The organism is Pseudomonas sp. E141 (assembly GCF_052659885.1).
In genome coordinates this window covers 1,905,368-1,919,113 of record NZ_CP084024.1, presented here as the reverse complement: position 1 = coordinate 1,919,113, position 13,746 = coordinate 1,905,368, and the positions used below count along the sequence as shown (strand labels likewise).

The window sequence follows — 13,746 nt, the reverse complement described above, 5'->3', positions numbered from 1 at the left end:
TCCCCTTAACCCTTTCCTGAACAAGAGGCTTTCATGGCAAACCAAGACATCACGTTCATCCCCGACCCGGACGCGGACTCCATCTCTTCCGACGTCGCCGGCTTCGGCGGCCTGCTGGTTTCTACCCAGATCCCCACTCGCCCTGACGGCAGCCTGGAACTGGGTGACATCACCTTGCAAAGCGAATGCACATTGCAGGCGCTCAAGACAGCCCTGGAAGGCGCCGGCAGCTCCATGGACCGGGTCTTGCACCTGACCATCTACCTCACCGACATGGCCGACCGCGCGGCCTTCAACGAGGTGTATCAGCGTTTCTTCGCCAAACCCTGGCCGGTACGCGCCGCAGTGGGCGTGGCGGCGCTGGCGGTTGAAGGAATGCGAGTGGAAGTGACTGCGATGGCGGCCAAAGGCTGAGGTTGTGCCTTTGTTGATCGTTCCCACGCTCTGCGTGGGAATGCATCCCGTGACGCTCTGCGTCACCTTCCAGAAGCGGAACGCGGAGCGTCCCTGGCGACGTTCCTACGCAGGAGCGTGGGAACGATCGATAATCCAAAGTGCCCTTTATGGCGAGGGAGCTTGCTCCCGCTCGGCGGCGCAGCCGTCGCAAACTCAGGTTCCTGATGAGTTCAAACCCGCCGGACATGTCCCAAATGCGCGATTTCCACGAAAACAGTCATTTGCGCACCTAGCCCAGGCCTCGGCGCCTGTCTAAAGTGCGGCGTTTTCCACCCTCGCGGGCGTATTTATGAATCTCTGGTTCCGACTGTTGCTCATGCTGTTTCGTCGTCCCTGGCGCAAGCCGACCGGCCCCCTGGATACCACCGTGGTGCGCATGCGGGTGTGGCCGTTGGACCTGGACCTCAACCGCCATGTCACCAACGGCCGCTATTTCACCCTGGCCGACGTAGGGCGTATGGATTACGTGCTGCGCAGCGGCGCCTACAAAGTGGCCTTGCGCAACCGGGCAGTGCCGATCGTGGGGGATGTGTGGGGTAAGTTTCGCCGGGAGCTGAAGCTGTTCGAAGCGTTCGAAGTGCACACCCGCCTGCTGGGCTGGGACGAGAAGTGGACCTTCATGGAACACCGCTTCCTGAGCCAGGGGCGCGTGGTGGGCGTGGTGATGATGCGCGGCCTGTTCCGTTCGGCCCAAGGCACGATTGCACCGGGAGAGTTTATTCGCGCACTGGGGTTGGCCGAACACTCACCGGCCATGCCCGAATGGCTCAGCGCCTGGTCGCAAAGCTGCGATGACATGAGCCTTGGGCTTCGGGAGGAGGAAAGTGCTCGTACTGTTGACTAGCAGTGACTGGATCAGATCGATCCGCGCCAGCCGGCACTGCACATCCCTCCCCCACAACAGCGTGAGTCTTACTGAACGGTTTTCAGCTTGACCACATCACCGGACACCTTGGTGGTGTAACCGGTCAGGACCCAGGCCCAGAACCAGTCTTCCTGCACTTGGGTGTTGATCATGGCATCGCCGCCCTTGGCCAGGATCGCGGCATTCTGAGCGCGCACGAAACGGTTGTTCTGGCGGATCGGGATCATGCCGAACAGCAGCAGGCCGGTGGCTTTCGCTTCACTGTGGCCGACCACGGTGTATTGGCTGCTGTCGTACTGCTTGGTTTTCATCGGGGTGCCGGTGCAACCCGCCAAGGCCAGGCCAACCAGTGCGCAGGCGACAATTTTGCTGAGGTGGTTCATTGAATACTCCATGAGAAAACGCCCGGGATCCATCTCTCGGGCGGCGCGTACTCTAACCGATCAGCGTCAAATTGACATCACTGCGCTCAACCGACCGCAAGGCTCAGCGCAGAGCCATTCGTCAGTTGCCTCTGCAGCTAAACAGGCCCCCGTCGATACCATGGGCACTGTGCCACGGAAGGTAATCTTGCCCATTCCGGCTGATGAGTAATGGCCGGTTCCGTCGGAGCATTGACCATGATCGATTTGACTGTCTGGAACATCACCCTGCCCGTGCAGACCCCGGCGCAAGTCGTGGCGACCAAGGCCATGCCGACGCTGCAGAACAAGTATTTCAACCGCTCCGGCGAGCGGATTGTCTTCTGGGCGCCGGTGACCGGCTCCCACACCGGTAAAAGTGACTACCCGCGCTCCGAATTGCGCGAAACCACCAAAGAAGGCAAGTTGCGCAACTGGCGTTACAACAGCGGCGTCAATACCCTCAAAGGTACTTTGGCGGTGAACCAGGTCCCTTCCGAGGGCCGTGTAGTCGTCGCGCAGATCCACGCCAAGGATGCCCCTACGCCGCTGTTGAAACTGGTGTATCGCTACGCCAAGGGCACCGGCAACATCGATGTGGAATATCGGGTAAAACCCAAGGACAAGAAGAGCCCGGTGATCTATACCGTGCCGAAAGTGGCACTGAACAAAACCTTCAGCTACTCCCTGCAAATGGACAAGCAAGGCAAGCTCACGGTGCTGATCAACAACGTTGGCAAGCAGGTGAAACTGGACCGCGCCTGGCATGGCTACAACTTTTACTTCAAGGCCGGCGTCTACACCCTAGACAACGTCGGTTCTTCCAGCGAAGGCGGGAAAGTGACCTACACCAAACTGGACGTCAGCCATAAATGACTGACGTCCAGCCCCTCAGGCCTTTGAAGCGGCCACAACCGCCTGCCGGCCGTTGAAGGTAAACAGGAAGCAGACGAACACCAGCAGCGCAAAACCGGCTGGGAACAACCAGATGCTCTTCCACTCGTGGCCGCCGTCCACGGCATAGTGATCGGTCACCTGCCCCGCCACCCAGAAGCCGATCAGCATGCCCACGCCATAGGTCGCCAACGTAATCAGCCCCTGGGCCGAGCTGCGAAAACGCTCCGGCGCCTTGGCATCGGTGTAGATCTGCCCCGAGACAAAAAAGAAGTCATAGCAGATGCCGTGCAGGGCGATACCGGTGAAGAGCATGAACGCCAGGTCGCCGTTATTGCCGTAGGCGAACAGCACGTAACGCAGCGCCCAGGCCAGCATGCCGACCAGCAACGCCAACTTGATGCCAAAGCGCTGGATGAACAGCGGCAACAGCAACATGAACAGCACTTCGGAGACTTGCCCGATGGCCATTTTTGCCGTGGGATTGGTCATGCCGGTTTCGGCCAGGAACGGGTTGGCGTTCTGGTAATAGAAGGCCAGGGGGATGCAGATCAGGATCGAGGCGATGAAGAACACCAGGTAGCTGCGATCCTTCAACAGGCCCAAGGCATCCAGGCCCAGCAGCTGTTTGACGTCACCTGCGCTCGCTTGCGCCTTGAGCGGTACGGTGGCCGGCAACGTGAAGCTGTAGAGCCCCAAGACCAGCGAGGCGATGCCGGCCATCAGGAAGGTATTGCGCAAGCCGCCCGCCGAGATCGCTTCGCGCGAATCCCAGGCAAACACAAAGCTGATCACCACGCCCGCGACGATCCAGCCGATCGTGCCCCACACCCGGATACGGGAGAACTCCAGCGCCGGGTCGCGCATCTGGCGGAACGCCACGGAGTTGACCAGGGCCAGGGTCGGCATGTAGATCACCATGTACGCCAGCACGTACGGGTAGAACACGCTGAAATCCGCCGCCGCATACAGCTGATACAACAACACCGCGCCCAACAGATGCAGCACCGCCAGGATGCGTTCGGCATTGAAGTAGCGGTCGGCGATCAGGCCGATCACGAAGGGGGCAATGATCGCTCCCCAGGACTGGGTGGAGAACGCCATGCCGATCTGCCCACCGCTGGCGCCCAGGGTGCTGGACAGAAAGGTCCCCAGGGTGACGAACCAGCCACCCCAGATAAAGAACTGCAGAAACATCATCACGCTCAAGCGTGCGTTCATCGTGGTCATGACAGTCACCGTTTTATTGTTGTTCTTGTGAAGAAAAATGCTCAGAAGCGCTGGTGTGGCGAGCCGCTGTGGGAGCAAGGCTGGCCCGCGATGGCCGCGCCGCGGTAACCGTTGAACCGCGTTTTCGTTCATCGCGGGCCGGCCTTGCTCCCACAACGAGTTTCCTCGCCATAGGGTTTTGAGTTGGGCCGGTTACCTCAACAGGCCCAATAACCGCCGGTTGGAATCTTCATCGGCCGTTACCCCGGCAAAATCGTCAAACGCCTTTCGGGTCTTGCTGATCATGTGTCGCTCAATGAACGCCGCGCCTTCTGCGGCGCCCTGTTGCGAGTCCTTCAGGCAACACTCCCACTCCAACACCGCCCAGCCGCTGAAATCGTATTGAGTGAGTTTGCTGAAGATCGATTTGAAATCGATCTGGCCATCGCCCAGCGAACGGAACCGTCCAGGACGATCGACCCAGCCCTGATAGCCGCCGTACACACCGGAACGGGCGTCGGGCCGGAACTCGGCGTCCTTGACGTGGAACATGCGGATGCGCTCGTGATAGCGATCGATGAAGCCCAGGTAGTCCATCTGCTGCAGGAGCAGATGGCTGGGGTCGTAGAGAATCGCTGCCCGAGGGTGATGATCGACGGCCTGCAAAAAGCGCTCGAACGAGGCGCCATCGTGCAGGTCCTCACCCGGATGGATCTCGTAGCACAGGTCCACGCCGGCTGCGTCGAAGCAGTCCAGAATGGGCAACCAGCGTCGGGCCAGTTCGGCGAATCCCTGCTCCACCAAGCCAGAGGGGCGTTGCGGCCACGGGTACAGGTACGGCCACAACAGCGCACCGGAAAACGTCGCATGGGCGGTGAGGCCCAGTCGCTGGCTGGCGCGGGCGGCGAGCTTCAATTGCTCTATCGCCCATTCGGTCCGCGCCTGGGGCTGACCGCGCAGATGGGCCGGGGCGAAGTCGTCGAACAGTGCGTCGAACGCCGGATGCACCGCCACCAACTGGCCTTGCAGGTGCGTCGACAACTCACTGATCTGGACACCGGCCTGGGCACAAATGGCCTTGAGTTCGTCGCAGTAGTCCTGGCTCTCGGCGGCGCGGGCCAGGTCGATGTATTGCGTGCCCGACGTCGGCAGTTGAATGGCCTTGTAACCTTGTGCGGCCGCCCATTGGGCGATGTTCGCCAGGGTGTCGAACGGCGCGTCGGCGGACATGAACTGCGCCAGGAAAATACCTGGGCCACGCAGGCCTGTCGGTGTTTGGGCAATGGGATTCACGGCGGGGCTCTCCTGATTCATTGTGTGCAGGCCAGTGCGGTCCACTTGGTATCGCCGCGATGGTTGGCAATGGCCGCTTCGATAAAGGCCATGCCCCGCAGACCGGTTTCGATGCCGGGTACGCCGGGGGCGTCTGGCCCTGGCGCGGCGGCCCGTATGGCACGGGCAAAATCGCCATAGAGGTTGGCCATGGCTTCCAGATAACCTTCAGGATGCCCGGCCGGCAGCCGCATCCGTTGGCGGGCGGCCTCACACAGCCAGGACTGGCCCACACCGGACCGCAAGACTCGCAGGGGTTGGTCGAGGGGACGATGGATCAGGCTGGCCGGTTCTTCCTGGCGCCATTCCAAGCCACCCTTATCGCCATACAGACGGATTTTCAGCGGGTTCTCTTCACCTGCGCAGACCTGACTGGCAATCAGCACGCCGCTGGCACCACCGGCCATGCGCAACAGCATCGCCGCGTCGTCGTCCAGTTGCCGACCCGGGATGTGGGTGCCCAACGCCGCGCATATCTGCTCGATGGGTTGGTCGGCGACGAACTCCGCCAGGGAAAACGCATGGGTGCCGATGTCGCCAATGCAGCCACCCAACCCTGACTGTTGAGGATCGTCGCGCCAACCGGCCTGTTTGTTGCCTTGCCCGGCGACGTCCTGACTGAGCCAGCCCTGGGGGTATTCGACCAGCACTTTGCGCACCGCACCGATCACGCCGGTGCGCACCATCTCCCGGGCCTGCCAGACCATCGGATAACCCAGGTAGGTATGAGCCAGGCCGTAGAGCCGGCCGCTGCTTTGAAGCACTTGCTTGAGGGCCAGCAACTCACGCAGGTTCATAGCGGCGGGCTTTTCACTGAACACATGAAAACCCGCCTGCAGCGCCTGGTTGGCGATGGGGGCGTGCAGATGATTGGGAGTGACGATGACCAGCAGTTCCATGCGCAAGTGGGCCGGCAGCGCCGCTTCGCTGGCGAGCATGCCTTGCCAATCGCTGTAGCAACGGGACGCGGCCAGCCCCAGGGCCGCGCCGGTCTGCTGATTGTTGTGCGCATCACGGCTGAACGCACCGCACACCAGTTCAAAACCACCGTCCAGACCCGCGGCCTGACGGTGGGCCTGGCCAATGAAAGCGCCCTCTCCACCGCCGACAAAGCCCATTCTTATTTTGGCTGCTACAGGATTCATCGCGACTCTCTTATGCTGGGACTGACGACAATGTAACCGGTTACATCATGGCGGAAATCTAGGCTCAGTTTTGCGGCATGTCAAACCCGTTGGCACATGCATGAGCATTTGTGCGACGCGCAACCTGCGGTAAGCTCCCCAACCGTGCAGGCATTCCTGGCGCCGAATCGAGGTGATTTTGTCCAATATCCGTGAAGTGGCCCGGCTGGCCGGAGTTTCGGTGGCCACGGTTTCCAGAACGCTGAAATCTCCCGAACGGGTGCTGCCCCAGACTCGCGACAAGGTTAACGCGGCGGTGGAACAGGCCGGTTATCGGCCCAACCTGATGGCCGTGCAGTTTCGCTCCCGGCGAACCGGCAACCTGGTGATTCTGGTCCCAACCATCGCCAACACCTTTTTCGCCCGGGTCATCAGCGGGGCCCAGCAGGCTGCGCAGGCGGCCGGTTATCGACTGCTGTTGTGCGACACCCAGGGTCGGGAAGAGATCGAGCGCGAATTTGCCGCCCTCGTCTACGCGCACCAGGCCGACGGGGTGATCCAGTTGCGCGCGAGCAACCCTTTCGAATCGCTTCCCGCGGGCGCCGAATCCTTGCCGCTGGTCAACGCCTGCGAAGTGGTCAAAGGCGCCCCCTACCCGACCATCAGCCTCGACAACCGGGCCGCCGCCCAGGCCATGACCGAACACCTGATCGGGCTCGGCCACCGGCGCATCGGCATCATCAAAGGGCCCCGAAGCAGTCCCCTGACCCTGGACCGCGTAGCCGGTTATCAGGATGCACTGCACCAGGCCGGTATCGCCGCCGACCCTGGCCTGATCTGTCACGGCGACTTCACGTTGAAGGCCGGTTACGACGGGGCCGGCGCGATGCTGGAGCTGGCCGAGCGCCCCAGCGCGCTGTTTTGTGAAAACGACGAGATGGCCATTGGCGCGCTCAAGCGCATCAAGCAAATGGGGTTGCGGGTGCCCGAGGACATTTCACTGGTGGGTTTTGATGACATTCCTTTCGCCGCCTACTGTGATCCGCCACTGACCACTCTCTCACAACCTGCCGAAACCTTCGGCCAGCGGGCGGTGCAAATGCTGATCGCCCTGATCGAGAAAACACCGCTTGCCGAACGGCATGTCGTGCTGCCGTTCGAGTTGACCGTGCGCGGCAGCAGCGCTGCGCCAGGCCCGGCGTTTAACAAGGATGCTTGAAAAAAACGACGCCCATCACCTTTTGATGCGCTATTGACTCGCCACCTGCCGGTCCGTTTCGACTACAGTGGCACTACTCTGCATAAAGCCATAACAAGACGGAGAGTTTCCCATGCGAGTCAACAAGCGCTTCACCCTTCTGGCCGCCGCGGCAGCATTGGTGGTCACGACCACAGCCCAGGCAGCACCGGTGTACATCAACATCCTGACGGGGGGCACCAGCGGGGTTTATTACCCGATCGGGGTCGGCCTGTCGCAGATTTACAGCAACGGGATCGAAGGCTCCAAGACGTCGGTACAGGCCACCAAGGCCTCGGTGGAAAACCTTAACCTGCTGCAGGCCGGTCGCGGTGAGCTGGCGCTGGCGCTGGGCGACTCGGTGGCGGACGCCAAGAACGGCGTGGAAGATGCCGGTTTCAAAGCCCCTCTGACCAAACTGCGGGCCATCGCCGGCGCCTACCCCAACTACATCCAGATCGTTGCCAGCCAGGAGTCGGGCATCAAGACCCTGGCCGACCTCAAGGGTAAATCCATCTCCGTGGGGGCGGCCAAATCCGGTACCGAGCTCAACGCGCGGGCCATCCTCAAGGCCGCAGGGTTGAGCTACAGCGACATGAAGGTCCAGTACCTGCCGTTCGCCGAATCGGTAGACCTGATCAAGAACCGTCAACTGGATGCCACGCTCCAGTCCTCCGGGCTTGGGATGGCGGCCATTCGTGACCTGGCCTCGACCATGGCGCTCAACTACGTGTCGATCCCGGCAGACGTGGTGGCGAAGATCGGCAACCCGGCCTACCAGAGCGCAAATATCCCGGCCAATACCTACGACGGCCAGGCCGAAGCCGTGCCGACCGTGGCCATCACCAACATCCTGGTTACCCGCGCGGACGTCTCGGACGAGGTGGCCTATCAGATGACCAAGCTGATGTTCGATAACCTCACCCGCCTGGGCAACGCCCATTCGGCGGCCAAGGACATCAAGCTGGAAAATGCCGCGAAGAACCTGCCTATCCCGCTGCATCCCGGTGCCGAGCGCTACTACAAGGAAGTCGGCGCGCTGTAGACCGACCCGGTGCAGCGGCGATGATCGCCGTTGCACCCTCCTGGTTCGCACCTTCGATGTAGACAAGAGGCTTTCAGTTAATGAGTGAAATTCAGCACGGTCTTCCCTCCGACCCACGAGACTGGCCCAAGACGCTGTTCTACGTGGCCCTGCTGTTTTCTGTATTCCAGATCATCACCGCCGCCTTCTCCCCCATTTCCAGCCAGGTGCTGCGTGCCGTGCACGTGGGTTTCCTGTTGTGGGTGGTGTTCCTCAGTTACCCCGCCTATGGCGCAAGCCGCCCCTGGCAACCTCTGGCATGGCTGTTGTCCCTGGCCGGCGTGGCCACGGCGGTGTATCAGTGGGTGTTCGAAGCCGACCTGATCCAGCGCTCCGGGGATCTGACGTCCACGGACCTCATCATCGGTATCATTTTGATCGTGCTGGTGTTCGAAGCGGCCCGGCGGGTGATGGGGATTGCCCTGCCGCTGATTTGCGGGCTGTTCCTGGCCTATGGGCTGTTCGGTGAATACCTGCCAGGCGACCTGGCCCATCGCGGCTACGGCTTCGATCAGATCGTCAATCAACTGTCCTTCGGCACCGAAGGCCTGTACGGCACGCCCACCTACGTATCGGCCACCTACATTTTCCTGTTCATTCTGTTCGGTTCCTTTCTTGAAAAGGCCGGAATGATCAAGCTGTTCACCGACTTTGCCATGGGCCTGTTCGGCCACAAGCTCGGCGGCCCGGCCAAAGTGGCGGTTGCCTCCTCTGCCTTGATGGGCACCATTACCGGTTCGGGCATCGCCAACGTGGTGACCACCGGGCAATTCACCATCCCGCTGATGAAACGCTTCGGCTACAAGGCCGCGTTTGCCGGCGGCGTGGAAGCCACCTCGAGCATGGGCAGTCAGTTGATGCCGCCGATCATGGGCGCCGTGGCGTTCATCATGGCCGAGACCATCAACGTGCCATTTGTTGAAATCGCCAAAGCGGCGTTGATTCCCGCGTGCCTGTACTTCGGCTCGGTGTTCTGGATGGTTCACCTGGAAGCCAAGCGCTCCAACCTCAAGGGCTTGCCCAAAGACCAATGCCCCAGCGCGCTGGGCGCCGTCAAAGAGAACTGGTACCTGCTGATCCCACTCGCCGTGCTGATCTACCTGCTGTTCTCCGGTCGCACGCCGCTCTTTTCCGGCATGGTCGGACTGGCACTCACCGCCATCGTGATTCTCGGTTCGGCGATCATTTTGCGGGTGTCGAGCTTTGCAATGCGCTGCGCTTTCTGGATCGCCCTGGGCATCTTGTGCGTGGGCTTTTTCCAGTTAGGCATTGGCGTCATATTCGCGGTGATCGCGGTGTTGGTGGCGATCTGCTGGTTCATCAAAGGCGCGCGGGAAACCCTGACGGTTTGCCTGCACGCACTGGTGGACGGCGCGCGGCATGCGGTGCCGGTGGGGATTGCCTGCGCCCTGGTGGGGATCATCATCGGCGTGGTGTCGTTGACCGGTGTGGCGTCAACCTTCGCCGGCTACATCCTGGCCATCGGCAAGGACAACCTGCTGCTGTCGCTGATCCTGACCATGCTCACCTGCCTGGTGCTGGGCATGGGCATTCCGACCATTCCCAATTACATCATCACCAGTTCGATCGCCGCGCCCGCCCTGCTGGAACTGGGCGTGCCACTGATCGTGTCGCACATGTTCGTGTTCTATTTCGGCATCCTCGCCGACCTGACGCCACCGGTCGCGCTGGCCTGCTTCGCCGCTGCGCCCATTGCCAGGGAAACGGGGCTGAAAATCAGCTTCTGGGCGGTGCGCATCGCCCTTGCCGGTTTTGTCATTCCATTCATGGCGGTCTATAACCCGGCGCTGATGCTCCAGGGCGACAGCCTATGGATGACTGCTTACATGCTGATCAAGACGATGCTCGCGGTCGGGCTGTGGGGCATGGCGTCCACCGGCTACCTGCAACAGAAAATGCCGATATGGGAACGCCTGATGTGCTTTGCCGCCGGGGCTTTGCTGGTCGTGGCGCTGCCGCTGACCGATGAGATCGGCTTCGTGTTGGGGGCTCTGCTGATCTTTCAACACGTGTGGCGCTCGCGGCGTACCGGACGGGCCTTGGCGTGATCGGTTTGTGCCTGGGCCTGGCCGGTGCGGTCTGGGCCCAGCTTCCTGTCACTGATTTCACCCTGGCGTGGAATCACACCATCGAGAAAATCCGCTGGGAGGAAGATTACCGCGTGACTGAACAAGGCCTGGTTCTGGGCGAAGCCAGGGTCAAGGGCAACGGCGCCGGCATGGAAGTTCCGGACGGTGCCCGGTTGAAAAACGGCAGCTGGCACTATCAGCGCCAGTTGCCGCCCCTGCAACCGCTGAAACTGGGGCGAACACCCGAAGCGGGTGATTACCAGTTGTGCGTCGACGGGGCTTGCCAGCCGATGAGCCATTGGCTCGGGCCGCCCAAGGCAAGTCAGCCAACGGTGGAATTGTGGAGTTGCGGATAACCAGGTCCCCTGGTCCAAACAGAACTCTGTGGCGAGGTTTTTTTGTGGGAGCAAGCCTTGCTCCCACAACTGCCCCCTCACCACAATCAAACCCAGGGTCTGAAGGTCAGTCACTCACGCAAACGTCGCCCCACGGGTATTCACAAACAGTGCATACAACGAGTGGCTGCCGGCCATGAACAGGCGATTACCCTCCCGTCCGCCGAAGCAGACGTTAGGGCAACGCTCCGGCAGGGAGATGTGGCCGATAGCCTTGCCCTCGGGATTGAACACTCGCACACCGTCGAGCTTTTCCAGGTCGGCCTTGGGATCGCCATTACCGCCCCACCCGCACCAGAGGTTGCCACTCTCGTCGCATTTGAGCCCATCGATGGCCGCGTAATCCAAGCCTTCGATGTGCTTGCGCCGTTCGCCCAGGGTGCCATCGTCCTTGACCGTGATCGCCCACACCAGGCGGTTCGGCTTGGCCCGACCTTCGACCACGTAGAGGATCTTCTCGTCTGGCGAAAAGCACAGGCCGTTGGGCCCTGCCATGTCGTCGATCACTCGCGTGACCTTGCCGGTTTCCCCGTCGATGCGATACACCGCGTGGGGCTGGGCAGGGGCGACTTTATGCCCTTCGTAGTTGTTGCCGGTCTGGAACGGTGGATCGGTGAACCAGACAGAGCCGTCGCGCTTGCACACGATGTCGTTGGGCGAGTTGAAAGGCTTGCCCTCGAAACTGTCCGCCAGCACGGTGATGGTGCCGTTGTGCTCGGTGCGGGTGACGCGCCGGCCTTCAGTCGACGTGGTGGAGCCTTCGCAAACCAGCAAGCGCCCTTGGCGATCGCGGCACAGGCCGTTGGAAAAGTTGGAGTTCTCGCGGTAAACCGACAGGCTGTCGGTGACTTCATCCCAGCGCATGATGCGGTTGTTGGGAATGTCACTGACCAGCAAATAACGACCGTCGCCGACCCACACCGGCCCTTCCGCCCAGCGCAGGCCGCTGGCGAGCTTTTCAACACTGGCGTTGAACAGCCGCAGGTCCATGAAGCTGGGGTCGAGGATCTTGATCAGCGGGTCAGGGTAGCGCTGGCTCAAGGGTTCTGCCTGAGTCAGCCCGGGCAGGTTGCCCAGGGTTGCGGCGGCGGCCGAAACCACCAAGGATTTTTTCAGGAATACCCGGCGGCCCTGATGGGCAGTCGTTGCAGGTTGCGAAGCATCCATCGTGCGTCTCCGTTAATTATTATTGGACGGCGACGACAGTTTTACTCCGTGATAGGACATCGTACAAGTATGCGCCCTGCCCTGTGCAAGAAAAAATTCAGTTGGCGTGGAGCGGGATCCGTACGGTGAAGGTGGTGCCCGATCTGGCCTTGGAATGAACCTCGATAGTGCCCTTATGGGCGGATACGATGGCGGACGCGATGTGCAGGCCCAGCCCGAGCCCAGCCGCAGAGCCATACTGCATGTCACCGCTGCGCAATTGCCGGACCATCGGGTTGAAGATGCTGGCAATGGCGTCCTTCTCGATAAGCTTGCCCTGGTTGTTGATGGCAATCACCGCCGTATCCTCTTCGGTACTCAACGAAACAGTAATCGGCGAACCCTCGCTGCCATGCTGGACGGCATTGCCAATCAGGTTGGCGAACACTTGCTCCATACGCGCCTGGTCAAACAGGCCTTCAAGGGCGCCCGTCGTTTCAAAGATGATTCTGCTTTCCGGATGATAGGCCCGCGCCTCTTCCACCATGCCCTCGCAGGCCGCTACCAGGTCACCGTTGAAGCGCTGCACCGGAATGCCCGCCCCCAGTTGGGTGCGGGTAAAGTCCAGCAGATCGCCGACAATCTTGTTGGCCCGTTTGACGCTGGTGTAGATGCGCGAAGAGATCTTGGTGGCTTTGGCGGGCAAGTCGCCTGCCCGCAGCAGCACTTCGGAACTCAGCAGGATCGCGCCCAGGGGGCTGCGCAAGTCATGCCCCAGAATCCCGAGGAAGATATTGCGGCCCGCATCGACGGCGCCCGAATAGCTGACCACGGACTCCGCCAGGGCCTGGTCTACGGCCTCGTTGAAGCGGATCACGTCGGACACCACTTGCTCGTGGTCCAGTTGGGTCTGCGGCATCCAGAGCATCAGCACGCTGGTGCGCAGCGCCCGGTATTCCGAAACCATCTGCTCCACCGTAAACCCCGAGGACTGGCGAATGACCGCATGGGTTTCGGCTGCAGTTTCCGCCTCTGCCGCCGGCGCATCGCCCTGGGACTTAGCGATCTGCTCCTTGACGGTTTGCGAAGTGCGCAGGTCAGCGGCAATGGTGCGCAGCATCTGCTCGGCGTGATCGCGCAGAGCCACCGAATCCATGCCATGGGAGGCGGGTGTGATGGTTTTGGCGAAGTCTTCCCACGCCTGAAGAATCGGCTCGATATTGTCGAGGATGAAATCAGCCAGGCGCATGGGTTGCTCCGCACAAAGGGATTATCGAGGGTCAGTGACGCAACAACGCATGGGCTGCCGGCCTCGGTTCCATTGTTGTACAGCAAACCGAGGGGGCTTTGTGATTCATCGCGGCGCGCGCGCAGCTGGCGCCACACCGCGTAGGCGCTTGAATGAACAGCCTTGCGCCAAAATAGGGCACTTGTCTCTTGCAACGCTATACGGTACAAATCCCTTTTGATGTTGTACGACAACCTATAACTATATTAGCCGTTCCGAAGCGTC

Annotated in this window: 13 protein-coding genes; 7 read left to right on the top strand and 6 right to left on the bottom strand. The window is 61.2% G+C overall.

Annotated elements, in window-relative coordinates; translation table 11 throughout:
• The first annotated feature begins 33 nt into the window (after positions 1 to 33).
• Entirely contained in the window at positions 34 to 414 is a 381-nt protein-coding gene (locus GKKCFE_RS08670) for a RidA family protein (RefSeq protein WP_047227689.1), read from the top strand.
• A 331-nt stretch (positions 415 to 745) separates the two neighbouring features.
• A complete protein-coding gene (locus tag GKKCFE_RS08665) occupies positions 746 to 1,300 on the top strand; it encodes a thioesterase family protein (RefSeq protein WP_047227690.1) in 555 nt (184 codons plus the stop codon).
• A 68-nt stretch (positions 1,301 to 1,368) separates the two neighbouring features.
• Here the strand turns inward: GKKCFE_RS08665 and GKKCFE_RS08660 are convergent, their stop codons facing one another.
• Positions 1,369 to 1,704: a lipoprotein gene (locus GKKCFE_RS08660; protein WP_047227691.1), complete on the bottom strand. Its 336-nt coding sequence runs from the start codon at positions 1,702 to 1,704 to the stop codon at positions 1,369 to 1,371.
• Positions 1,705 to 1,941: 237 nt separating this feature from the next.
• Between GKKCFE_RS08660 and GKKCFE_RS08655 the strand changes: the two genes are divergently transcribed.
• Positions 1,942 to 2,598 (top strand): polysaccharide lyase family 7 protein, encoded by a 657-nt coding sequence (locus GKKCFE_RS08655; protein ID WP_445577728.1) that lies wholly within the window; start codon positions 1,942 to 1,944, stop codon positions 2,596 to 2,598.
• Positions 2,599 to 2,613: 15 nt separating this feature from the next.
• Here GKKCFE_RS08655 and GKKCFE_RS08650 read toward each other — a convergent pair whose 3' ends face one another.
• The 3 genes from GKKCFE_RS08650 to GKKCFE_RS08640 form a co-directional block, all read right to left on the bottom strand.
• Positions 2,614 to 3,846 (bottom strand): nucleoside permease, encoded by a 1,233-nt coding sequence (locus GKKCFE_RS08650; protein ID WP_445577727.1) that lies wholly within the window; start codon positions 3,844 to 3,846, stop codon positions 2,614 to 2,616.
• Between the two features lie 192 nt (positions 3,847 to 4,038).
• On the bottom strand, positions 4,039 to 5,139 hold the full coding sequence (locus tag GKKCFE_RS08645; protein ID WP_139050635.1) for a sugar phosphate isomerase/epimerase family protein: 1,101 nt from the start codon (positions 5,137 to 5,139) through the stop codon (positions 4,039 to 4,041).
• Positions 5,136 to 6,302, bottom strand: coding sequence for a Gfo/Idh/MocA family protein (locus GKKCFE_RS08640; protein WP_445577726.1), 1,167 nt, complete (start codon positions 6,300 to 6,302; stop codon positions 5,136 to 5,138). Before GKKCFE_RS08640 ends, GKKCFE_RS08645 begins: the two co-directional genes overlap by 4 nt.
• A 178-nt stretch (positions 6,303 to 6,480) precedes the next feature.
• On the opposite strand from GKKCFE_RS08640, the gene GKKCFE_RS08635 reads away from it, so the two are divergent.
• From GKKCFE_RS08635 to GKKCFE_RS08620, 4 genes are all read left to right on the top strand, one after another.
• Complete coding sequence (locus GKKCFE_RS08635) at positions 6,481 to 7,500, top strand: LacI family DNA-binding transcriptional regulator (protein WP_047227695.1); 1,020 nt, start codon at positions 6,481 to 6,483, stop codon at positions 7,498 to 7,500.
• 112 nt (positions 7,501 to 7,612) lie between these two features.
• The gene (locus GKKCFE_RS08630) at positions 7,613 to 8,563 is read left to right on the top strand and encodes a TAXI family TRAP transporter solute-binding subunit (RefSeq protein WP_047227696.1); all 951 of its coding nucleotides are present in this window, start codon (positions 7,613 to 7,615) and stop codon (positions 8,561 to 8,563) included.
• Between the two features lie 80 nt (positions 8,564 to 8,643).
• A complete protein-coding gene (locus GKKCFE_RS08625; protein WP_107322310.1) occupies positions 8,644 to 10,671 on the top strand; it encodes a TRAP transporter permease in 2,028 nt (675 codons plus the stop codon).
• Positions 10,668 to 11,048, top strand: coding sequence for a DUF1850 domain-containing protein (locus GKKCFE_RS08620; protein ID WP_107322309.1), 381 nt, complete (start codon positions 10,668 to 10,670; stop codon positions 11,046 to 11,048). The genes GKKCFE_RS08625 and GKKCFE_RS08620 overlap by 4 nt, the downstream gene beginning before the upstream one ends.
• Positions 11,049 to 11,162: 114 nt before the next feature.
• On the opposite strand, the gene GKKCFE_RS08615 is transcribed toward GKKCFE_RS08620, so the two are convergent.
• On the bottom strand, positions 11,163 to 12,254 hold the full coding sequence (locus GKKCFE_RS08615) for an SMP-30/gluconolactonase/LRE family protein (RefSeq protein WP_047227698.1): 1,092 nt from the start codon (positions 12,252 to 12,254) through the stop codon (positions 11,163 to 11,165).
• Positions 12,255 to 12,351: 97 nt separating this feature from the next.
• Positions 12,352 to 13,482 (bottom strand): sensor histidine kinase, encoded by a 1,131-nt coding sequence (locus GKKCFE_RS08610; protein ID WP_047227699.1) that lies wholly within the window; start codon positions 13,480 to 13,482, stop codon positions 12,352 to 12,354.
• Positions 13,483 to 13,746 lie beyond the last annotated feature (264 nt).